This is a genomic window from Streptomyces sp. NBC_01707 (assembly GCF_041438805.1).
Classification (GTDB): Bacteria; Actinomycetota; Actinomycetes; order Streptomycetales; family Streptomycetaceae; genus Streptomyces.
Map to the genome: position 1 here is coordinate 9,324,062 of NZ_CP109190.1, position 21,822 is coordinate 9,345,883.

Annotated in this window: 19 protein-coding genes; 11 read left to right on the top strand and 8 right to left on the bottom strand. The window is 68.2% G+C overall.

All coding sequences use genetic code 11. The features are described from left to right. Positions 1-165 precede the first annotated feature (165 nt). Positions 166-324, bottom strand: coding sequence for a hypothetical protein (locus tag OG963_RS41705; protein WP_371800129.1), 159 nt, complete (start codon positions 322-324; stop codon positions 166-168). Positions 325-560: 236 nt separating this feature from the next. Here OG963_RS41705 and OG963_RS41710 point away from each other — a divergent pair, with 236 nt between their 5' ends. The 3 genes from OG963_RS41710 to OG963_RS41720 all read left to right on the top strand — a co-directional run bounded on the left by OG963_RS41710 (position 561) and on the right by OG963_RS41720 (position 4,584). Then, positions 561-1,844 carry an MFS transporter gene (locus OG963_RS41710; protein ID WP_371800130.1) on the top strand — a complete coding sequence of 428 codons (1,284 nt, stop codon included), beginning with the start codon at positions 561-563 and terminating at the stop codon, positions 1,842-1,844. Between the two features lie 862 nt (positions 1,845-2,706). After that, a complete protein-coding gene (locus OG963_RS41715) occupies positions 2,707-3,447 on the top strand; it encodes an IPT/TIG domain-containing protein (RefSeq protein ID WP_319740476.1) in 741 nt (246 codons plus the stop codon). 123 nt (positions 3,448-3,570) lie between these two features. Then, positions 3,571-4,584 carry an IPT/TIG domain-containing protein gene (locus tag OG963_RS41720; RefSeq protein WP_319740477.1) on the top strand — a complete coding sequence of 338 codons (1,014 nt, stop codon included), beginning with the start codon at positions 3,571-3,573 and terminating at the stop codon, positions 4,582-4,584. A gap of 879 nt (positions 4,585-5,463) precedes the next feature. Here the strand turns inward: OG963_RS41720 and OG963_RS41725 are convergent. Beyond that, positions 5,464-6,069 carry a CGNR zinc finger domain-containing protein gene (locus OG963_RS41725; protein ID WP_362276524.1) on the bottom strand — a complete coding sequence of 202 codons (606 nt, stop codon included), beginning with the start codon at positions 6,067-6,069 and terminating at the stop codon, positions 5,464-5,466. Between the two features lie 1,223 nt (positions 6,070-7,292). On the opposite strand from OG963_RS41725, the gene OG963_RS41730 reads away from it, so the two are divergent. The 5 genes from OG963_RS41730 (at position 7,293) to tatC (ending at position 11,228) form a co-directional block, all read left to right on the top strand. Further along, positions 7,293-7,766 carry a VOC family protein gene (locus OG963_RS41730; protein ID WP_319740479.1) on the top strand — a complete coding sequence of 158 codons (474 nt, stop codon included), beginning with the start codon at positions 7,293-7,295 and terminating at the stop codon, positions 7,764-7,766. Positions 7,767-7,949: 183 nt separating this feature from the next. Further along, a complete protein-coding gene (locus OG963_RS41735; RefSeq protein ID WP_371800131.1) occupies positions 7,950-9,068 on the top strand; it encodes an alpha/beta fold hydrolase in 1,119 nt (372 codons plus the stop codon). 374 nt (positions 9,069-9,442) lie between these two features. Next, positions 9,443-9,874 carry a Sec-independent protein translocase TatB gene (locus tag OG963_RS41740; RefSeq protein ID WP_371800132.1) on the top strand — a complete coding sequence of 144 codons (432 nt, stop codon included), beginning with the start codon at positions 9,443-9,445 and terminating at the stop codon, positions 9,872-9,874. A gap of 156 nt (positions 9,875-10,030) precedes the next feature. Next, positions 10,031-10,291, top strand: a complete 261-nt coding sequence (gene tatA / locus OG963_RS41745) for a Sec-independent protein translocase subunit TatA (RefSeq protein WP_371800133.1) — start codon at positions 10,031-10,033, stop codon at positions 10,289-10,291. 94 nt (positions 10,292-10,385) lie between these two features. Next, entirely contained in the window at positions 10,386-11,228 is an 843-nt protein-coding gene (gene tatC / locus OG963_RS41750; protein ID WP_319740483.1) for a twin-arginine translocase subunit TatC, read from the top strand. A 91-nt stretch (positions 11,229-11,319) separates the two neighbouring features. On the opposite strand, the gene OG963_RS41755 is transcribed toward tatC, so the two are convergent. Further along, positions 11,320-11,958 carry a TetR/AcrR family transcriptional regulator gene (locus OG963_RS41755; RefSeq protein WP_037823386.1) on the bottom strand — a complete coding sequence of 213 codons (639 nt, stop codon included), beginning with the start codon at positions 11,956-11,958 and terminating at the stop codon, positions 11,320-11,322. Positions 11,959-12,822: 864 nt separating this feature from the next. Here OG963_RS41755 and OG963_RS41760 point away from each other — a divergent pair. Next, positions 12,823-13,302: a lamin tail domain-containing protein gene (locus OG963_RS41760; protein WP_319740485.1), complete on the top strand. Its 480-nt coding sequence runs from the start codon at positions 12,823-12,825 to the stop codon at positions 13,300-13,302. A gap of 218 nt (positions 13,303-13,520) precedes the next feature. On the opposite strand, the gene OG963_RS41765 is transcribed toward OG963_RS41760, so the two are convergent. After that, positions 13,521-13,718, bottom strand: a complete 198-nt coding sequence (locus tag OG963_RS41765; RefSeq protein ID WP_371800359.1) for a hypothetical protein — start codon at positions 13,716-13,718, stop codon at positions 13,521-13,523. 382 nt (positions 13,719-14,100) lie between these two features. On the opposite strand from OG963_RS41765, the gene OG963_RS41770 reads away from it, so the two are divergent. After that, positions 14,101-14,511 carry a cupin domain-containing protein gene (locus OG963_RS41770; protein ID WP_371800134.1) on the top strand — a complete coding sequence of 137 codons (411 nt, stop codon included), beginning with the start codon at positions 14,101-14,103 and terminating at the stop codon, positions 14,509-14,511. 397 nt (positions 14,512-14,908) lie between these two features. On the opposite strand, the gene OG963_RS41775 is transcribed toward OG963_RS41770, so the two are convergent. Both OG963_RS41775 and OG963_RS41780 read right to left on the bottom strand, forming a co-directional pair. Then, the gene (locus tag OG963_RS41775) at positions 14,909-15,382 is read right to left on the bottom strand and encodes a carboxymuconolactone decarboxylase family protein (protein ID WP_319740488.1); all 474 of its coding nucleotides are present in this window, start codon (positions 15,380-15,382) and stop codon (positions 14,909-14,911) included. Positions 15,383-16,159: 777 nt separating this feature from the next. Continuing rightward, positions 16,160-18,715: a SpoIIE family protein phosphatase gene (locus OG963_RS41780; protein ID WP_371800135.1), complete on the bottom strand. Its 2,556-nt coding sequence runs from the start codon at positions 18,713-18,715 to the stop codon at positions 16,160-16,162. Positions 18,716-19,054: 339 nt separating this feature from the next. On the opposite strand from OG963_RS41780, the gene OG963_RS41785 reads away from it, so the two are divergent. Then, positions 19,055-19,495, top strand: a complete 441-nt coding sequence (locus OG963_RS41785; RefSeq protein WP_371800136.1) for a DUF2218 domain-containing protein — start codon at positions 19,055-19,057, stop codon at positions 19,493-19,495. A 102-nt stretch (positions 19,496-19,597) separates the two neighbouring features. Here OG963_RS41785 and OG963_RS41790 read toward each other — a convergent pair whose 3' ends face one another. Beyond that, entirely contained in the window at positions 19,598-20,347 is a 750-nt protein-coding gene (locus OG963_RS41790) for an SDR family oxidoreductase (protein ID WP_319787727.1), read from the bottom strand. Positions 20,348-20,951: 604 nt separating this feature from the next. Continuing rightward, positions 20,952-21,722 (bottom strand): ABC transporter ATP-binding protein, encoded by a 771-nt coding sequence (locus OG963_RS41795; protein WP_371800137.1) that lies wholly within the window; start codon positions 21,720-21,722, stop codon positions 20,952-20,954. Positions 21,723-21,822 lie beyond the last annotated feature (100 nt).

Sequence of the window (21,822 nt, forward strand, 5' to 3'; positions counted from 1 at the left end):
GTTGGGGACCGTTCCCACGCGTTCGTACTGCTGACGGGCTGGTTCGGCACCCGGAAGCCGATATCCGACCCCATCGTGGTCACCACCCCCCTGAGCGGATGGTTCACCTGCGCAGCCGAGCGCGGGACCGGATTCGCGCTGGCGTTGGCGCCGGCCGCCCAGCTTTCACGCGAACACCCGGTGTTCTTCCTCGGCAACACGGGCCACGAGTTGAACAACTACGGCGTCCGGGCCCACCTGGCCGACGAGTTCGAGCTCCAGCCACGCGCGGTGTTCCCGCACTTCCCGTCCCGCCGGAAAGCCAAGGCTGTTCCGGATGGACATGCGCCGATGCGTCTGGACAGGCCGGCTCGAGGCGCCTACAGTCACCGCATTCGAACGGCTGAGACTCAGCCGAGACCATTTGTGAGACTTCTGCCCGGTGATGGAGTCGGCGTGGGGTGCGTGTCCCCGCTCCACGCCAGCACTGGACGGTTCCAGGTGACGACCACGGGTCGGTGAATTCCGGACACCGACGACCCCGTGTGGTCCGCCCCGCCGGGCAGCGAAAGGGACGCGCCGTGTCGTCGGCGACCTACCGCACTCTGCTGCGCACCCCCGGCGCCGCAGCTTTCTTCCTGACCGCCGCCGTCGGCCGTGTCGGCATCGCGATGACCAGCCTCGGCATCGTCTGGCTGGTGCACGGACAGACCGACTCCTATGCCGATGCCGGTCTGGTGACCGGCGGTTGCGCCGTCGCCGAGGCGCTGGCCGGGCCACAAGTCGCCCGGCTGATGGATCACTTCGGCCAGACCCGGGTGCTGCCGCCCGCGCTGCTCGCCCATGCCGCGTCGGTGCTCACGCTGCTGACGCTGGTCGCGGGTGGCAGCCCGAGCTGGCTGATGACAGCGGGCGGGGTGCTGGTCGGCGCGACCGTCCCGCAGCTCGGCGCGCTGTCCGCGGCCCGCTGGTCGGCGCTGCTGCGCGGCGATCGGAGCGCGGGGCTGCCCACCGCGTTCGCGCTGGAGTCGCTCAGCAACGCGCTGGGCTACCTGGTCGGCCCAGCCCTGGTCAGCACTATCGGAGCGGGCGGGCATCCAGCGCTCGGCACGGTACTGGCCGCCGTGCTGGTCGTGGCCGGCGGACTGGCCTTCGCCGCGCAGCACAGCACAGCACCGCCACCGGTGTCCGCTTTCGCTGAACGCACTCGAGCACGCGGCTCGCTGCTGCGGCCCGATTTTGCGGTGCTGGTCGTCCATAACCTCGCCATCGGCGTGTACTTCGGCGCCATGCAGGTATCGGTGACGGCTTTCGCGGTGGCACACGGCGCGCCCGACGCGGCCGCCCCGCTGTTCGCTGTGTCGAGCTGCAGCGGCCTGCTGGCCGGCTGGCTCTACGGGCTGCGCCGGTGGCACGCGAAGCCGCGGGTGCAACTGGCGGCGGCCACGACCGGGCTGGCTCTCGGCAGCCTGCTGCTGTTCGCGGCCGGCTCACCGCTCGGGCTCGGGTTCGTGATTGTGGTGACCGGCACGGCAGTCCCTCCCATCTTGGTCCTCTTCTCGGTGCTGGCCGAGTCTGCCGTCCACCAGGCTGTCCTGACCCAGGCGTTCACCTGGCTGAACTCGGCCAGTGCGGCCGGCGCGGCCGGTGCAGCGGCCATCTCCGGCTGGGCAGTTGACGCATCCGGTGCGACGGGCGGCTTCGCCGCCGCCACCACGGCCGCCGCCACGATGGCAGTACTGGCCGCGGCCGGCATCCGCGCACGGTACGGGCCGCGGCGGCAGCTCGCTCGCCAAGAGCCGACCAGGCCGAAGGAGCGGTCGCGTGATGAGCGCACCATGCCCGGGACACAGCCGCCCACCTGATTGTCATGACGAGGGCGACGACGCGATGACACCCGGGCCTCGAGCACCTCCTGGGTCCCCGCGGCGGGTGACGGACCGTCCGCCACCCACCCGGTGAGGAGGGCTCGTGCGACGGCGTGATTCCGAAGCCGCCCACCTTGCGCTCACGCCACAGATCATGCACGTTCGCGGCGGCCGAAAATCGATTGGTCGCCCAGCATGGTGTGCCTTCCGCACGGAAGGCACACGATTTGCGTGTCGGGAGTGAATGGTCGACCGGATGGTCCGTCTGCGTTGTGCATAACTCTCTTTATACGGAGCGCACTTGATGAATTCCGACGTGGCTCCGGACGAAGGCCGGCTCCGTTTCCGTGCCAACGGGCAAGGAGCGGCGTAACGATTCTCTGCCGCACCGAAATTGCGAGTGCGTCTCTCTGCGCTCTTCGAAATTTGCAGATTCGTTCGAAATTAGCGAACCAGAGCGAGGCGGAAACAGTCAATTCTCATGATCCCGTCATGAGGGGGTTGTGCCCAGGCTGGCGCAGATGGGTCAATAGACGCAGCTGAGCTGCACGGTAGGCCCACTCCCACGACTGGGCCGGCGACGGCGCGGCACGTTCGAACGACCAGGCTCCGCCGACGGCGGTGTCATTCCTCCCTTCCCAACCTACTCCTTGACATCCCGCCTTCTGGGGCAAGCATGCGAATCCGGTCGACAGCCGTCGACTTCACGGAATACGAGCTCATGCAGGGAGCACCCGGTTTCCCCCGTGTACCGCAAATTCCACTGCGGTGCACGCGTTGCTGACGAGCAACGGCACATGACCCACCGGGCAGAGCAACACCTCGTCCAAACTATCGGTTTGCCCTCTAGGAGGTCACCATGCCCATTTCTCCGAATCAGGGATCGACCGGCGGTGGCACGACCGTAACCATCACCGGGACCAACCTTGCTGGTGCTTCTGCCGTGAACTTCGGAAGCAAACTGGCCACGATCACAGCCAACACCCCCACTTCTGTGACCGTGACCTCCCCCTCGGGCAGCGGTACGGTCCCCGTCACGGTGACCACGGCCGCAGGTGCGAGCAACCCGCTCAACTTCTATTACATCGGTGCGCCGTTCAAGGCCTCGCTGAGTGCTGCTTCGGGGCCGTCTGCCGGCGGTAACACCGTCACCATCAGAGGCACCGGTCTCGCAACCGCATCGTCCGTCGCCTTCGGAGGCAACAACGCAACCCCGACCGTCACATCCGACAGCGTGCTGAGCGTCACCGTTCCTGCCGGCACCAGCGGCTCGGTCGGCGTGAGCATCACCACCACGGGCGGTACGAACAACGGGTTCTCCTACACCTACGTGGATCCACCCACGATCGCCTCGCTGACACCGACGTCGGGTTCGACTTCCGGAGGCACCGCGGTCACGATCACCGGAACCGACCTGTCCACCACAGAGTCGGTCACCTTCGACGGCGTGACCGCGCCGTTCTCGGTGATCAACAGCACCACGGTGTCAGCGGTCACACCTCCGGGCAACGTGGGCGCGGTCGACGTCGTCGTCAGCACAACCGGCGGAAACGCCACCGCAGCCGCAGGCTTCACCTACGTGGCGGGCGCCGGCATCTGACCGACGCTCTCTTCCCGGCACACGCCGGACGAGCAGGCGGCCCGGGCTCCCCGGAAGGCGCCCGGGCCGTCGCCATGCCCCACCCCCTATGGCCGTATCCGTCCACCGCTGCGAAGAGGCACCATGACGACACCTGGTCTGACGAGCCTGTCTCCCAATCAAGGACCGACCGCGGGCGGCAACACGGTGACACTCACCGGAACCAACCTCGGCGACGTGACAACCGTCCGCTTCGGCACCACAGCAACCGCGTTCACGATCGTTTCCTCAACACAGATCACCGCCACCGCTCCTCCCGGATCCGAGGGAGCCGTCCAGGTCACCGCCATCAGCCCCGGTGGATCCAGCGGAGGGCTGTCCTACTTCTACGTCGCGCTGCCGACCCTGACGGGCGTGTCTCCCGGTCAGGGAACCATGGCGGGCGGCAACACGGTGACACTCACCGGCACCAACCTCAGCCAAGCGACAACAGTCCGCTTCGGCACCGTAGCGGCTGCTTTCACGGTCCTGTCCGGTACACAGATCAGCTCCACCGCCCCCTCGGCCCCTGCCGGATCCCCGGGACCTGCCCAGGTCACCGTCACCAGCCCCGGCGGCACCAGCGGAGGGCTGCCGTACTACTACATCGCGCTGCCGACCCTGACGGGCGTGTCTCCCGGGCAAGGACCGACCGCGGGCGGCACCACGGTGACACTCACCGGAACCAGCCTGCTCAACGCCACGACCGTCCGTTTCGGTGCCGCAGCAGCTGCGTTCTCGGTCGTGTCGGCCACGCAGATCACTGCTGTCTCACCTCCCGGATCCGCGGGGTTCGCCCAGATCACGGTCATCACCCCGGGCGGCACCGGGGGAGGGGCGGCCTTCCAATACGTCGCGGTGCCCACCCTGACGGACCTGTCTCCCAATCAAGGACCACCCACGGGCGGCACCACAGTGACGCTCACCGGAACCAACTTCGCCGACGTGACGGCTGTCCGCTTCGGCACCGTAGCGGCTGCGTTCACGATCGTGTCCGCCACGCAGATCACCGCCACCGCCCCGACCGGATCGGCGGGAGCCGTCCAGGTCACCGTGACCAGCCCCGGTGGCACCAGCGCGGGACTGACCTACACCCGGATCACACTCCCCGGCATCTGAGCAGCCGCCGGTGCCTGCTCAGTCCCGGCACCCAACCGCGAAGGGACGCGTTGCAGGACGGCGGCGTCAGAGCACCGGAGGCAGCGTGGCCGCCCGGTGCGTCCTTCCCGTACGGGCACACCGTGCTCCAGGGGCAGACGACGGACGAGGCTCTCGTGCCGGCGAGTGGACATCGCGCCCAGCAGCCCGAGAGCCTTGTCCGGCAGGCACTCGAAAGACAGGGTCACCGGAACGGTCGTTGACCGGGTGGGTGCCGGTGTCGCGGTCCGGCAGAGCCGTCACGGTCACCGGCAGCAACGCAGCCACGGCCACAGCGGACCGGACAGACCGTTTCCGTCCGGTTGACGGCGGTGCCGTCCCTCTGCGTTCGCGCCCCCGACCAGGCTGACGGCCCGCCCGACCAAGTCGGCGAAGTACCCGCTTCACAGACGTGTCGGCCGGGGTCAGGGACCGCGACGGCCCCGCCTGCTACCCGGGTACTTTGTCCGGCATGGTTGCCGCCGACCGGACCTGTTCCGGCCATGGGGACCATCGGTACAGCGGTTGGCGGTGAGATCGATCCCGAGCGTCGAACGCTGCTGCGCTCTGCTGTCGGCCCTGGCACGATCGGCAGCGGAGAGCAGCAGACGCGGTCACGCGATGCAGCTCAGGTCGACCGGAGACAGAAGGGGTGGCCGGCGGACTGGCGTAGACGCGTCCGCCGCTCTGCGATACGGGGTCGACGTCGTCGGTGGGTTGCAGGCGACGTGCACCGGCCTCGATCGCCAGCCTGTCCGCGGCCCGGGGACGGAGGCCACCTCACGGGCCCGCGCTACCTGAGGGCCGTCCGGCATCGCCTGCGCGCCACACCCCGTCAGAGGCAGACGCGCACCGTACCTGTCACGTCGGGTCGGCGTTCGTAGCCAGTTCCTTCTTCCGCTGCCGGTAGGCCCGCATGGACGCCTGGGAGCCGCACCTCGTCCCGCAGTAGGCGGCAGAGCTGTTCCGCGTCCGGTCGAAGAAGCAGAAATGGCACGGCTGGTGCCGGCACGCCCGCAACCTGTTCCACACGCCGGCCTGGGCGAGTTCGGTGATGCCGGCCAGGACGGTGCCGAACAGCCCGGGAACGCCGGTCTGCGCGGTCGTCAAGGACGCCCCTGAGGCGGTGACGACCGTCACCAGCGGATAGCGGGCGGCGATGCCACGCAGGTATTCCTCGGTCTCGGTGAGGACCTCGGGCGTGATGTCCTTGTCGCCGGCATGAGCGAGCAGCACGGTGATCAAGGCGTCGCGCAACTCGCGGGCCCCGGCCGCGTCCGCCTCCGTGACATGGGTCTCCGACGTGCCCAGACCGTTCTCGTGCAGCCATGCCTGCATGGCCTGGGCGTTGGAGAACCGCTCCTTCAGCTGGCGGGGGCCCGAGGTGTGCGTGTTGACGAACTGCAGGACCACGTCGACTGCCGGCGGCTGGGTCAGCGGGCTGGGCTTCGTAGTGCTCGGGGGCATCGTGTCGGCCTCCTCCCTCAAAGGCGGGCTGAACCACTCAACGTTATATCTGAAACGATTACGGTGGCAATTCTCTTCCCCTGAGGTGAGGAATCCCTCCCCGGGTGCGGAGTGGAGCCGGCGGGAGTTGCGGCCGCGTCGCCACCTTGGTTCGGCGGCATGGGTGGTGGCGGTGTTCTGCCCTGCGGTGCACCGCTTTCCCTGGTGCACCGCATCCGGCGCCCGGGTGCGTGCGCGGTCGTAGTGGTGGAGACAAGGGGTCATTCCGCCCGCGTCGAGAGGATCGGGAGCGGCATGACGTGCCCGCACCGTCCGATGGGACGACAGCCCCGGTGACGGCCGTCCCGTCCCGTCGCGTCGGCTGGTGGCCATGAAGGACGGCCGAAGCCCGGGGCCGCCGAGCTGGACGGCGCGGTGAACGCGGTCACCGCGCCGGCAGGCAGTCTGAAGTCCACCTTCCGGGCTGTGCTGGTGGCCGTGAGCGCGCTGTCGGCAGCGGGCGCGGCGCCTTCGGTCGCCGGCCCACTGGTTCCGTCGGTCAGTGCGCTCGCCGGTATGCGGGGGAAGCGGCCGCCCGCGCCTGCGGCCGTACCTGTGACGCGGGCCGGCGGGTCGCTTCGGCCAGTCGTTCACCCAGTGACCCGTGCCTCGTTTCCGCGCCCGTGTCCGATGTTTCCAGGCGGGCGTGCGGCCGCGTCGGGGCGGTGTGCTGGTGCCGGGATGCGGGCGAAGAGCGGCCTCACCCCTTGCTGCGTCCGGCTTGCGGATGGCACCCGTTCCGCGTTATCGGGCCGGTTCCTCTTCGAACTGCGTGCCGTGGCCCTCTCCACAGAAGGTTGCTTGTTGCGAGCTAATGGCTTACGGTCCTAACAGCGACGATGAACGAGCCGCTCTGGAAGTGCCACTCAAGGGCTTCGACGACTGGGCGCCTCGCTCACGAAGCGGACAAATGAACAAGCGCTTCGCAGCCGGCGGTATCCGCGCAGGCGACAGCGAACGCATCCGTCACCGTGACCCCGATGGGATCGGTCAGAAGAACCGCCGCGCTGTGCGAGGCGCCGGTCCTGGTCACGGTTTCCCGAACGCCGGACGGCGGACACCGTCCACCGTCCGGATCGCAATCCCAGCCGTGGGCAGCTCGTACTGCACTGCCGCCTTCGGCCCCATGGACCGGTGACTCGCAGGTGTGAGATTCACCGTCATCAAGAGAGAAAGACACCCACATGTACATGAAGTTCGAAGTCACCGTGCTGCCTGTTTCCGATGTAGATCGGGCCAAGGCCTTCTACGAGCAGGTGGGATTCCGTCTGGATCTCGACAAGGCCGTCAGCGAGAACTGGCGCGCGGTGCACTTCACGCCGCCCGGTTCCGAGAGCTCGATCATGTTCGGCCGGGGGCTGACCTCGGCTGCGCCCGGCTCGGCTCAGGGCCTGTACCTGGTTGTCTTCGACATCGAGGAGGCCCGTGCCGAGCTCGTCGGCCGTGGCATCGAGGTGAGCGAGGTGTTCCACGACTCCGGGGGCATGATCTTCCACGGCCACGAGGGTGGAGAGGTCACTCACCGGGTCGAGGGACAGGGACGGATCGCCGGCTTGCACCCCGACCGCGCCTCCTACGGCTCCTTCGCCACCTTCAGTGACCCCGACGGCAACGGCTGGGTGCTTCAGGAGGTCAAGCAGCGCTTCCCCGGCCGCTGACACCCCCTCGACCCCCTTCGGACGGACGGTCCGTGACGATGCGTCAGGAACACCGATCCGTCCGACCTCTGGGTACACCCACGACGGAGCCGACGGCTGGTTCCCGGCCCGAGCGCACGCGCTCCTCACCATCGAGGCCCCCGGCCACGCCCTGACGCTCGAGAAAGATCGCAAAGGAAAATCATGAACACGTCCCCCATCGACCCGCCCACCCCCGACGGCGCCGGCGCGACGCCGCCGCCCCATCGCGCCCGGCGCGGGTTCTCGCGACGCGCCTTCGTCGGCGGCGCGGCTGCTTCCGCCGCTGCTGCCGGCATATCGCTGGCGGCGGGCGGGCTGACGCCGGCGGCCGCCACCGCCCCCAGGCAGATGCCGAAGGGTTTCGGCTCGGTCGCCGCGGCGCCGCATCTGCCGGCAGGGTTCAAGAAGACGTTCACCAGCCGGTTCGTGCAGGCAGGCGGGCTGCGGCAGCACGTGGTCATCGGCGGTGACGGGCCGCCGTTGCTGCTGGTGCACGGCTGGCCGGAGAACTGGTACGCCTGGCGCATGGTGATGCCGGAGCTGGCCCGCAACTACACGGTCATCGCCGTCGACCAGCGCGGCATCGGCCTGACCGAGAAGCCCAGGAGCGGGTACGACACCCGTACCCTCGCCAACGACCTGGCCGCTCTCATGGACGCCCTCGGTCACGAGCGGTTCGCCGTGGCCGGCCACGACACCGGCATGATCATCGGCTACGCGTTGGCGGCAGATCATCCGGAGCGTGTCGCCCGCGTGGCCCTCCTGGAGGTCCCGGGGCCCCCGACGCTGAAGGCCTCACCGCCTCTGTTCATCGATGAGGCTCACAACAACAGGCTCTGGCACATCCCCTTCAACCGGGTCGACCACGAGCTGACCGAGAAGCTGGTCAGGGGCCGGGAAGAGATCTTCTTCGGCTACGAGTTCGACATCCAGGGCGGACAGAAGCTGCCCGACTACGCGCGCGAGTACTACTTCCGTCTCTTCTCCGACCCCGAGACCCTGCGTGGCGGCTTCGGTCTCTACCGCGCGTGGGACACCACCACCGCGCAGAACGCGAAGCGCTCCGACAACAAGCTGACAATGCCCGTCCTGGCGATCGGTGGATCGGAAAGCTGGGGTGACATGGTCGGGAAGGAGATGATTCCCCTCGCGAACGACGTGCAAGGCGTGGTCATCCCCGGTGCCGGCCACTGGGTCGCTGAGCAGGCCCCCAGGGAGCTGCTGTCGGAACTGACGCGCTTCCTGGCCCCGTACCGCCGTGCGGCCGGCCCGTCCCGCTAGCGGACGGCCGGACGACACCCCCGGGCAGGCCCCAGGGGTGAGGGAACGCGCTCGACCCGGGCGGCAGTGTCGCCGCCTTCGAGCAGCCCGGGCTCCTCACCGAAGAGCCCGGGCTGCTCGCCCGGCTCCTGCGCCGATCCCCACCGCAGAGCCCTCGACCGAGCGCGTCCTGCCCGCCGGGTGTCCCGGGGGGCAGGACCGGAGCCAACGCTCCTGCGCAGTCGTATCCGGGATGGTCAGCACCCGGGCAGCCGTACATCGTCCTGCGGCCGACCTGCGTTCGGCAGGCGGCCCTTCGGACGGCTGGCGCGCACTACGGTTCGCCCGCTTCGAGGAGCGGCGGAGCCTTCACCATCCCCGACGGGAGGCAATGCATGTTTTCCGACATCGGCCCACTCGAAGTTGTGACGCTGATTGTGCTGGCCGTCATTCTTGTCGGGCCCGACAAGCTCCCCAAGATGGTGTCCGACACCGTGCGGATCCTGCGCAAGCTCCGTGAGTTCTCGCAGAGCGCTCAGGCGAGCATTCGCGACGAACTCCCTGCCGAGCTCAAGGACCTGAATCTCGACGACCTCAACCCGAAGGCGTTCATGGCCAAGAACCTGCTGGGTGACCAGAGCCTGGGCCTGGGCGACCTCACCGCCGACCTCGGCCTCGGGGACCAACTGCTCGACAGTACCGGGACCAACAGGTCGAAGGGCCTCGGGAAGGCCACCACCCCCGACCCGCCTCCGCCAGCCGGCGGCCGCGGGCATCGGCAAGCCACCGGCGCGGCGCACTACAGCCTCGAGAAGAACGGCCCGTGACCCGGTGTAGGACCACGGCGGTCCCGCCGTCGGCCTGGCCCGTCAACGCACCGACCGGCAGGCAGGGCCTGGCTACCGCGTCCGACCCGCAGCAGCCAGGCCACCCGCGCAGGAGCGCCGCCCCTGCGCCTTCAGATACTCGGAAAGGAAACGCCCATGTTCGGAAGGCTCGGAGCACCCGAGATCATCCTCATACTCCTCGTCGTCGTGCTCCTGTTCGGCGCCAAGCGGCTCCCCGATATGGCCCGCTCCTTCGGGCAGTCGCTACGGATCCTCAAGAGCGAGACCAAGGCCATGCAGAAGGACGACGGCGCCGAACTCTCGACCGTGCATGCCACCGCAGCCCACCAGTTCGCGTCCGAGAGCCGGCACGCGGCCCCGGAGGCGACGGAGGCAGAAACCTCCCACCGGCGCTGAGACGCCGAAGCCACCGACCAGCACCCAGCCGGTGCCGCACTTGAAGGGACCGGGACCGCTCATGCCGATCCAACCAGCACAGGACGCCGCGAGTATGCCCCTGGGGGAGCACCTGCGCGAGCTGCGCAACCGCCTGCTCAAAGCCGTCGGAGCGATCCTGCTCATCACCGTCGTCGCGGCCCTGTTCTACAAGCAACTGATCGGAGTCCTCATCGATCCCCTGCCCGGCTGCGCTCCGGGCCAACCGGACGGCGCGGACGACGCGGGGCGCTGCGGCGTGATCTCGCTCAACGGCCTTCTGTCACCCGTCACCCTCGCGCTGAAGGTATCGATCACCGCGGGGGTCGTCGCCGCGAGCCCGCTGTGGCTGTATCAGCTGTGGGCCTTCGTCGCACCAGGACTGCACCGCAACGAGAAGAAGTACACCCTGATCTTCCTCGGGGCGGGCATCCCCCTGTTCCTGACCGGTGCCGCGGTGGCGTACTGGACCTTGCCCACCACGGCGCGGGTGCTCATCTCCTTCACCCCGGACAATGCCACCAACCTCCTGCCCGTCGACGACTTCCTCGACCTGGCCACCCGCATGGTCCTCGTTTTCGGACTCTCCTTCGAACTCCCCGTCCTCCTCGTGCTGCTGAACCTCGGCGGCGTGATCAGCGCACGCCGGATGGCCGACTGGTGGCGCGGCATGTTCATCGCCATCGCCGCCTTCGCGGCGCTCGCCACCCCCAGCACCGACCCGCTCAGCATGCTGCTGCTCGCCACCCCCATCAGCCTGCTGTACCTGGCAGCTTGCGCGATCGCCTGGTACAACGACCGTCGCCGACAGCGGACCGCCACGACCGGGCCAGGCGGAAGCCCGGACACCGAAGCATCCTCCATCGACCTCACCCGGGTCCCCCTCGAAGCCCCCGACGACATCTCCGTCAGCCGATGACGGCGCACGCTTCTCAACGGGGCGCGGGGCGACTCCGGGGCGTTGGTTGGGCACGTCCAGTGCGAGGACCTGGACTTCGCGGCGTCGTAGGTCAGGTGAGTGCGGAGTCGGTGAGCTCCGGACGGAGGGGCGGCCGATGTGGCAGTGCGCTCGGGGTGGCGGTGCGCAGTCCGTCGAGGGTCAGTTCGAGGTAGCGGCGCCAGGCCTCCGGCTGCGTAGCGAGCAAGGGCGCTGCTGTCTGGTGGATGCCGCCGAGCAGCAGCACGATGTCCGTTCCGGTGATGTCGCCGCGGATGGCGCCTTGTTCGCGTGCGCGGGCGGTGAGGGCCTCGACGGTGACGCAGAGTTCCGCGATCGCATCCCGCACCTCGGAGTGCTGCAGTGACGGCCGCCCGATCACTTCGCAGAAGGCGCGGTCGGCGGCCAGTGCCTCGACACCGTTGGTCATGAACTCCCGTAGTGCCGCGGCTGCGTCATCGGCTTCGAGGAGTCGGCCTGCAGCGCCGGCGAGCTGGTCCAGCAGCCGGAGCGTGATCGCAGCCAGGAGGTCTTCCTTGGTGGGGAAGTGCCGGAACACGGTGCCTTTCGCGAGGCCTGCGCGCTGGGCGATCTCGCCCATCGACGCGTCCAGGCCGTGTTCCGCGAAGGCTGCGGCCGCGGCGTCGAGCAGGAGACGTCGATTGCGCACCATGTCCGCCCGCTGGCCGGGAGTGGTTGCCGCTGCAGTCATCGATGCCTCCTTCTTGCGTGTACCGTACCACAACATGACCAATGGGTCAGATTAGCTCTTGGGTGCCCCGGTGGTCATCTCTTCTCCCGCCGGCGCCACCTGCCGGGCACCCCTGGAGGCCCGGGCTCCGCACCACCGACTGCCCGGGAGGGAAGGCGTGGGCAACGTCCTGGGTACATGATCGACCGAGCTCACCGGCCCAAGGGAATTGACGCCGCAGTCGTCCATGCGGTCGCCCGGCCCGACCATGTCGCCGTCACCGACGCGCTGATCCGACCGACTGACCAGACCCGATGATCCTGGGGCGATTCCGCAATCGGGCCCGTGTCGCGACAAGGGTGAGGCCGCTCCGCCGATGCTTGCAGGTTCACCTCTGGCCTCGGAAGTCGCCGCACCCGCTTGCGATTGCCGCACTCTCTGACCGCCCCTCGGCCGCGGGCCCGGCCCCGGTTGTGTGCCTGGCCGCGACCTCGGCAAGCTGGGCAGCGTCGATCAAGTGTTTGGTCATGCGATGTGCGTATGAATCGCGCAGTGTTGTGGCTGTTACCGATGGGTGTGCTGCTGGATGGGTGGCTCACGCGGTGGTGCGGTGCGGTGTGCGGGGGAGCTGGAAATGGCTTGTTCCCGGCTGCGGGGCGGGTGCGTGCATCCGGCAGTCGGTGTCAGGGTCATGCCCCGGCGGGTGTGTGAGCCGTACAACTGCGCGTTACGGAAATGTCCGCATTAAGTAACACGAACCGGTGTTGCAGTCGGCGGTGGGGGAACCGTCGCAGGCTTTGGGTTCTCGGCCTGAGGGGTCGGGACCCGCACCGCGCAGCATGGCCCTTGAACGGGTCCTGGGCGCCTTCACCTGAGGGGACGTCAATGTCTGCTTCTCGTACCGTCCGCCGCATTGCCGCTACCGCTCTGGCGGCCGGTTCCGTCGTCGCCGTGGTGGCGATGCCTGCTTCCGCCGACAGCGACCACGGTCGCGGGCACGGCCACCACCAGTCGTACACCAGCGTTGTCCTCGGCGACATCCAGTACGACAGCCCCGGTCGCGACGACTGGTCGAACCGGTCCCTGAACAGGGAGTGGGTCGAGGTCACCAACACCGGCCGCCGCGCGGTCAACCTTCGCGGATGGACGCTCTGGGACCGGGAGGGCAACCTGTACCGGTTCGGCGACCTGCGCCTGGCGAGCCGTGCCACGGTCCGTGTCCACACCGGGCGCGGAAATGACACCCGCCGGGACGTCTACCAGGACAGCCGGGACTACATCTGGAGCAACTACGCCGACAAGGCCACGCTGCGCGACGACCATGGCCGCACCGTGGACACCCACTCCTGGGGCTACCGCCGATGACCCGACCCCGCCACTGATGTCCTGATTCAGCGTGCCACCGCCCACACAGGGCGGTGGCACGCTGTACGTCGGGGCGGGCCCGCTCGGGTGGCCTCGTGCCGGCAGTGACCGTGTACGTCGGCGCCGGACGCGGCCACCCCTCGTCCCCGGCGCCCTGGCATTGCGCCTGGATGTGCACCGTTCGCGCGGGATGCTGACCGAAGGCCTGAACAACCAGGTCAGTCGGGCAGGGGCACACGGATGACCGGGTCGAAGGGGCGCTTGTTGAAGCCTGCGCGTACATTCCGGCAGTTGGGCGCCTTGCACATGAAGAACCCCTCGACGTTCTTCCTGCTTGTGCGCTCCTTGAGCCAGGACTTCTCCAGAGCGGTGAGCGGACGATGTGGTTCGTCGGAGTCGCACGTATAGCAAAACATTGTGTCGCGCGGCACGAAACCTCCTGAGACAGGCGAGCTGGCCAGTGAGGAGCATATGGAGACAAGTTGGTCGACGGACAGTGGGCAACCGGCCGTTTGCGCCGGGCAGGGTCTGTTGATATCGCGTCGTCGTGGAGGGCACCTCCTCGCGCCAGAGCAGTTCCGCACGGTACGCGGGTGGGTGTGACCCGTTGGCCCCGACCGCACAGACCCTGCCGCGTCCGCCGTCCCTCCCCGATCGGAGGGCATGATCCCGCGGGAGTGCGCTTGCCCCATCCGTGGGCCGCGGCCCCGGCCGGTTCGGACGCGTAGGGGTGTCACAAACGGGGAGGCCGTCCTGTCCTTGCTGCGGACAGTCTCAGTCCCCAGTTTGGAGAAATACATGAGTGCTGAGCACGCACACCTGCCCCCGGGCGTCGAGGTGATCATGACCCTTCCGGAGGCGGCGGCCCGGATCCCGGCCGGCGCCGAGGCCAGAACCATCCGGATCACCCTGCCGCCGGGTGACCCCGGCGCGCCGCCGCACCGGCACCCCGGGCCGATCTTCGGTTACGTGACCCAGGGCGAGATTCTCTTCGAGTTGGAGGGGCAAGCACCCCGGGTGCTCAAGGCCGGTGACGCCCTGTTCGAGCCCGGGGGTGACGTGATCCACTATCAGGGCGCCAACAACCTTTCGGACGCGCAGTCGCAGCTGGTGGTGACCATGTTCGCGCCGTCGGGTACCCCGGTTCTGACCGTGGTCAGCGCGGAGGAGCTGGCCAAACGACGACACCGACGGGTTACCCAGCCATGACGGCCCTGAGTGTTCCGACCCTCCTCACGGCCCCTGCTTGCTGACAGCGTCGACGAGCAGCAGGAGCACGAAGGCCCGTACCGTTGGGTGCGGGCCTTCGCCGTGTGTGCGACATCCCGTGAGTCTGCGCCGGCGGGTTTCGGCGTCGATCAGACGCGAGGGGTATGTTGCTGAGGGAAATTTGGTGAGTTGTCTCCGTCAGCACGAGTTTCAGTCCCGAAATGGCTTGCGGGGAAACAGTGTTGCTCCCCACCGAAGTTGGGTGCGGAGTGGAAACCCCAGTCACCGAATGGGCTGTTCGACATCAGCCTCGTCACCATAGGCCAGGGTGGACGCGGTGAGGGATCGTACGCGTCCGGCCGAACCGTTCATGTTCGGCCGGACCGTACGCCGTGGCTCAGCCGAACTGGCCGACCCGGTAGCTGCCGGCGGGCTGCTGGTTGATGATGTTGATGCGGTTGTAGCTGTTGATGATGGCGATGAGAGACATCAGTGCGACGAGCTGGTCCTCATCGAAGTGCTTGGCGGCGTTCGCCCAGGCTGTGTCGGTGACCCCACCGGCTGCGTCAGCGATCCGGGTGCCCTGTTCGGTCAGCTCCAGTGCGGCGCGCTCGGCCTCGGTGAAGACCGTTGCTTCGCGCCAGGCGGCGATCAGGTTGAGTCGCACCGAGGTCTCCCCGGCGTGGGTGGCCTCCTTGGTGTGCATGTCGGTGCAGAAGCCGCAGCCGTTGACCTGGCTGGCCCGGATCTCCACCAGATGCTGAATGGTGTCCGGCAGCGTCGAGTCCGCCAACACCTTGCTGGCCGAGACGAGGTGCTTCAGCACCTTGGCCGCGAGGGGACTGCTGTAGTAGTCGAGACGCGATTCCATGGGAACTCCTCATTCAGTTGCAGGTACACAGCGAAGACCGGGCAGCCTGGCAACCTGTGACATCAAGGGCTGTGTGATGTGGGTCTCGGGGACCATGCCATCGCCGTACCCTCCCCGGTTGGGGCCCCCGCCGTGCGGCAGTTGCCGATCCCCTGGTCAGTACGTGGTGAGGGGAAGGGGGGGTGTGTCAGGTATGCCTGTTCAGCCGTTTCGTCGGAGTACTCCTTCTCCTCGACTTCGGCGGGGCTGAACCAAGCCGTTGCCGGATGCGCCGGCTGTCGGAGAGGCGGTCGGCGTACTCGGAGGGCGCGAGGTCTGCCTCGGCCCGGGTGACCCGGGGGCGCGCCGGACCGGCTCCGGGTCCAGGGTGGCCTTCGGGTCGCGGCGCATGAAGCCGTTAACGCGGGTTCACGCCGCCGGCTCGGTCTCGCGCATCCGGCGCTCGACCCGCTTGTGACCTACCGTCACGCCGACGCGGGCAGCATCGCCGTACGCCCGGTCCGGCATCGCGCATTCACGGGAACCTTGCCGCCGTGTTCCGCCGGGCGGGGCACCACTTAGCTCGGCCTGTCGCCGAACCACCCCGTTCGATCGCCTGCTGGGTCAGCCTTCCCGAAACGCTGCGACAGATCCCACTACAGCGTGCTGGGCAGCTGTCGAAACAGAAATCCGTTGATCACCGCCGTTGCATGGCCAACGCCCGCCACGCCCGTGGTCGGTCGGCAGGTGACCTCGCGTCCCGCGACGACTCGGCCACTCATGGCGATGCGCGGCAAGCTACGCGGCTACACGCGGTGTGAGGACGCCTGGCGCGGCAACGCCTCCGTGGCCCTCACTGACCCCGGCCTCGGCTGCAACCGCACCCTCACACGCACGGGCCTTCGGTACGCCGGGGGCCAGGTTCGCCTCGGCCCAGACGACCTTGCCGCCCGATACCGAGCGGACACCCCATCTGCGGGACAGCTGACCGACCAGGAAGAGGCCGCGGCCGTTCTCGTCGGTGGTGTTTGCACGACGCGGCTGTGGGGAGCCGGCGTTGGTGTCGAACACTTCGCAGGTCAGGACTTGATGATGGATCAGGCGCACGCCGATCAGGCCGGAGCCGTGGCGGACAGCGTTGGTGACCAGTTCGCTGACGATCAGCTTCGTGGCGTCCTCGAGACCCGCCAGGCCCCATTCGGCCAGCTGACAGGCTGCCAAGTGCCGGGCGCTGTGGACCGCTGTCTCGTCACTCGGCAGCGTCCAGGAGGCGACCTGGGCCGGGCTGATCGCGCGGGTGCGGACGAGGAGCAGGGTGACGTCGTCGCATGGTGCCTGCCCCGGGATGGTCTCCGTCGCGCGAGTGCAGAGGTCTTCCAGGGACCGATCCGGTTGTGCCAGGGCGGCGGCCAGGCGATCCATTCCCACGTCGATGTCATGGTCGCGGCTCTCGATCAGGCCGTCGGTGTACAGAGCGAGGAGACTTCCCTCGGGCAGCTCCAACTCCACGGCCTCGAACGGGACCCCCAGCCCGGTGCCGAGAGGGGTTCCGGTGGGAAGATCAGGGAAGGTGATCCGGCCCTGCGGGTCGACGATCGCGGGCGGGGGGTGCCCGGCCCGTGCCATGGTGCACTTCCGGGTGACCGGGTCGTAGACGGCGTACAGACAGGTGGCGCCGACCACCGTGGGCGTCTGGTTCGGGGCGTCCGCGTCTTCCTCGGCAAGTCGCTGGACCGTGTCATCCAGGTGGGCCAGCAGTTCGTCGGGGGGCAGTTCCATGTCGGCGAGCGTGTGGACGGCGGTGCGGAGCCTGCCCATGGTCGCGGCGGCGTTGATGCCGTGTCCGACCACATCGCCGACGACGAGGGCCACCCGGGCGCCGGACAGCGGGATCACATCGAACCAGTCGCCTCCGACGCCGTGGTCCATGTCGGCGGGCAGGTAGCGCGAGGCGGTCTCGACCGCCGTGCCGCCCTTCAGACGGCGAGGGAGCAGGTTGCGTTGCAGCGCGAGGGCCGCGGTGTGTTCGCGCGCGTACTGGCGAGCGTTGTCCATCGACATCGCAGCGCGAGAGACGAGTTCTTCGGCGAGGAGCAGATCGAACTCCTGGAACGGCACCGGGTCCTCGGTGCGGACGAACAACGCCACGCCCAGAAGGACGCGCCGCGCACGGATGGGTACGACCATCAGGGAGTGCATGTTGTTTTCACGGATCTTCTGCGCTCGCGCCGGGTCCTCGTCGATCCACGTTCCCGGGGCGGTGTCCAGGATCGCCTCGAGGTGGGACCTTCCGGTGCGCAGGACGCCGGTGACGGGTGAGGTGGGCGTCAGGGGGACCGACTCTCCGCGCACCCACGCGGATTCCGGGACTCCTTGGTGGATCGAGGCCAGACCGGCACGCCGGAACTCGGGGAGGCGCCCGTCCATCGGGCCGATGCGGACCGGGGACCCCTCGCCGAACGGGACCGACTGCTCCAGGTCGACGATGGCGTAGTCGGCGAGCAGAGGCACGGCAAGGTCGGCCAGTTCCTGGCTGGTCTGCATCACGTCCAGGGTGCTGCCCAGGCGCGTACTGGCCTCACTGAGGATGGCGAGGCGCTCGAGCGCCTGCCGGCTCTCGGTGACATCGACGTTGATGGTGCACACCCCCAGTGCTTGGCCGTCGGCGTCCTGAAGGCAGAAGAGCGAAGCCGCCATGGTGTGCTCCTGGCGCGGACTCGTCGGCGGCCACATCCGGTACTGGTGCACCTTGGTGGCACCGCTGTGGAGCACCTGCCGCATCACTTCCTCGATTGCTTCGGCCTTGGCACCGGGCAGCACGTCGGTGAACTGCCGCCCGAGCCGCCGGTCACGGGGAATGCCGTCGTGGCGCTCCATCGTGTCGTTCACCCAGGTGCAGCGCAGCTGCGGGTCACGAACGACGATGCCGATCGGTGCGCGGGTGAGCAGTGCCTCGCGTACTGATCCGTCCATCGCCTCGCTGGAGAGCGTGCCGATGTCGGTCACGGAGATGAGCCACCGGAGTGTTCCGTCCTGTCCCCGCAACATCGAGATCCGCAGGTTGATGTTGAGGATGCGACCGTCTTGATGACGTACCGCAGTTGTGCCCGACCAGCCATTTTGGGCACGGCACTGCTCGATGAACGCCGATATCGTCGGCGCTTCCTCGGAGAAAGGCAGAACGAGTGCGGTCGAACGGCCCACCATGTCCCCGGCGGAGTATCCGACGAGCCGCTCGGCGGCCTTCGTCCATGCGACCACCGTCCCCTGCCCGTCGAACATGGCGACTGCCGACTCCGAGGTCTCATACGCGTTCAGTCGATCACCGAGTGTCACATTGCTGTTGCTGATCATCGTCGTGTTGCCCTCAGATAGGTGGGGGACGGGTGGCAGGGTGGTGCGGGGAACTGGTGCGGACGACGGTGTCGACCGGGACGGACGGGGCGGGCCGGCCTAATCAATCCGACCCGATTTGTACCTTTTGACTTCTAGACCGGGCGGCGCTCTGATCTGTGACAGGGTCGCAAGCGGGACTGCTGTCAACTCGGCCACCAAGGCCGCGGCCGGGCTGCGAGGACCTGGACGTGCCCGCCGTCCTGCTGCGGGCGGACGGCCACGGAGCGCGGGTCGGTGAAGATCGGCAGAAACTGCTCAGCCGACTACCGAAGCGGGTCGGCTTCGGTAGTCGGCTGAATGCAGTGGCGGCCGCAAGAGAGGGGCCCTGACCGGCAGCTCGGCCGCTGCGCCACTGAGGCTGCTGTACGGGAGGGCTGGGATGGGCGTCGGCTGCAACGCTTGGTCCGGCGCTCCCGTGCTGCGGCGCCGGTCTTCTCATGCCACGTTCGGACCGACCGCCCGAGCCGGTACCTGGCACAGCTGTGCATGCACCCCAGCCAGATGCACATTCGTCCGTGGCTCGGCTTGCACCTCGACGGCGGGGCAACGCGCCGGACCGAGCACGCCGAATCGTCCGACACAGGCGGGACCATCGACGTCGACTGGGGCCGGTGCACCCTGCAAGCCGGCCCTCAATCGTCGATACTCCGCGCCGCAGTCACAGACCAGGACAGCCTCCAGTACCTGACCGCGCGCCCGCAGAAGATCGGCGAGCGCGACGCACTTCAGGTCATCTGACAACAGGACGAAACCACCGATGACCAACCACGACGCCGGGTGACTCTCGGGGGCACAGCCGTCGTCGCGCTGGTCGTGGCCGTCCACGTAGGACTGGGCGGGTTATTTGGCGGAGGCTTCGAGCCAGGCGGCGAGGGTGATCTCGCCACGGGGGGAGTCCCCGTCGGGGATGAGGGATCGCTCGCTCACGTGGGCTCCGTAGTACGGAGCGGCCGGGTCTGCGACGACCTTTCGGTGGTCGTTGCGGCTCTGAAGGGCTCGGCCGATGATCTCGTCGAAGCGGCCGATCTCGGGTCCGGCGATGTCGACGATGCCGTTCACAGGAGCGCCGACTGCCGCCCGTGCGACGGCGGCCGCGACGTCGTCGGCAGCGACCGGCTGGAACGACACGGGCGGGAGCGTGACGGTGTCTCCGTCGGTCGCGGTGTCGGCGATGCCACCGAGGAACTCGAAAAATTGCGTCGCATGGACAATGGAGTACGGAAGTCCCGAGTCCCGGATCAGCTGTTCCTGCGCGGCTTTGGCCTTGAAATAGCCTCCGTCCGAAGGGCGCTCGACACCGACGATGGAGAGGGCGACGTGATGGTTGACGCCCGTTTCCTTCTCCGCGGCGATCAGGTGCGCCGTCGATGTGGTGAAGAAGTCCATGACTGCCTGGTCTTCGTACGACGGTGAATTCGTCACGTCGACCACCACGTCCGCGCCGTGCAGCGCTTCGGACAGGCCTTCGCCGGTAATGGTGTTGACGCCGGTGTTCGGAGACGCGGCTACCGCATCGTGGCCCTGCTCTTTGAGCTTGACGATCACCTTCGAGCCGATGAGTCCGGTCCCGCCGATAACTACGATCTTCATGATGTTCCATTCATTGCATGCCGGAGTCGTGCAGATCACTGATATCCCGAGTCGGCCCGTGCATGTGACGATGACCATCGCTCCGCCGGTTCTCCCGGATTCTGCCAAAGCCGAAGCGGTTTCACGGCGGGAACCCGCCGACGTCAAGGGCTTTCCTGCAGGCAGGAAAGCCGGGAGCGGAGCCGATATCGATGAAAACCCGAATGACCGGAACCGAGTGCCGGCTCACCGTCGTGCCCGCGAGTCGCTCAGAAGTGTGACCCCACCCCTCGGGCGGGCCGTGGATGCCAACGCGTTTCGGACGCCTTCACGGGGGATCGTGAGGTTGGCGTCCGGAACGCTGTGATCAGCCTACCAAAACTTTTCTTCGCCCCGCACACGCCCAGGACTGCTGTTGAACAGATGTTGTGTAACAGTGTGATTTCTTCCAACGGCCACGGCCACGGCCACGGCCACGGCCCGCGTCCGGTCGGTCCACCGCCTGCCGTGACGCGATCGCCGCGTGCCCTGGAACCGGCGTGAAACGGGCGCCAGTTGCATGTGCGCGATCACCAGCGTGTCTTAGGGTCGTTGTCGTCCCGCCGGTGGACCGGTCGTGCGCCGATCAGTGTTCGGTGATCACACCGTCGTTCAGTTCGAGGACCCGGTCGGCCAGGCTGAGCAGCTGAGAGTCGTGCGTGGCCACCAGTGCCGTCACTCCCTCGCTCCGTACGACGGCCCGTAGCAGCTCCATCACGGCGAGCCCTGTCTCCGCGTCGAGCTGTCCTGTCGGCTCGTCCGCGATCAGCAGCGCGGGCCGGTTGGCGAGTGCACGGGCGATGGCGACGCGCTGCTGCTGGCCGCCGGAGAGCTCCCCGGGCCGCTGCGCACCGTGGTCGCCGAGCCCGACCAGGGAGAGCAGCAACGCCACCCGGTCCTCCCGCTCGCGCGGGTCCGCCTTGCGCAGCCGCATCGGTACACCGACGTTCTCGGCAGCGCTGAGGATGGGTATCAGACCGAAGGACTGGAAGATGAAGCCGACGCGGTCGCGGCGTAGCGCCAGCAGGCCGTCCTCGCCGAGCTCGGAAAGGTCCGAGCCGTCGACGGTGATCCGGCCCTCGTCCGGGCTGTCGAGGCCACCGACCAGATTGAGCAGTGTGGTCTTGCCGGACCCGGACCGGCCCTTCAGCGCGACGAGTTCGCCCCGCGGGATCTCGAAGGACACCCCGCGCAGGGCATGTACGGCCGCGGCGCCGCTGCCGTACGAGCGGTGCAGGTTCTCGACGCGGACTATCGGCGCGCGGGCCGGCTCCTCCACACCGGCCCGGCCGTCGCCGCGCAGCGCCGGTGCTGCAGCCGGGCTGTCGGTCGTGCTCCCATTCGAGTTCCTCGACATGCGGATCTCCTGTCCTGATGTGGTGCGGCGCCCCGGGCCGGGGCAGGAACCGTGACGGTGCACGGTGCCGAACACGCCTACGGTGCCTGTATCGGAACTG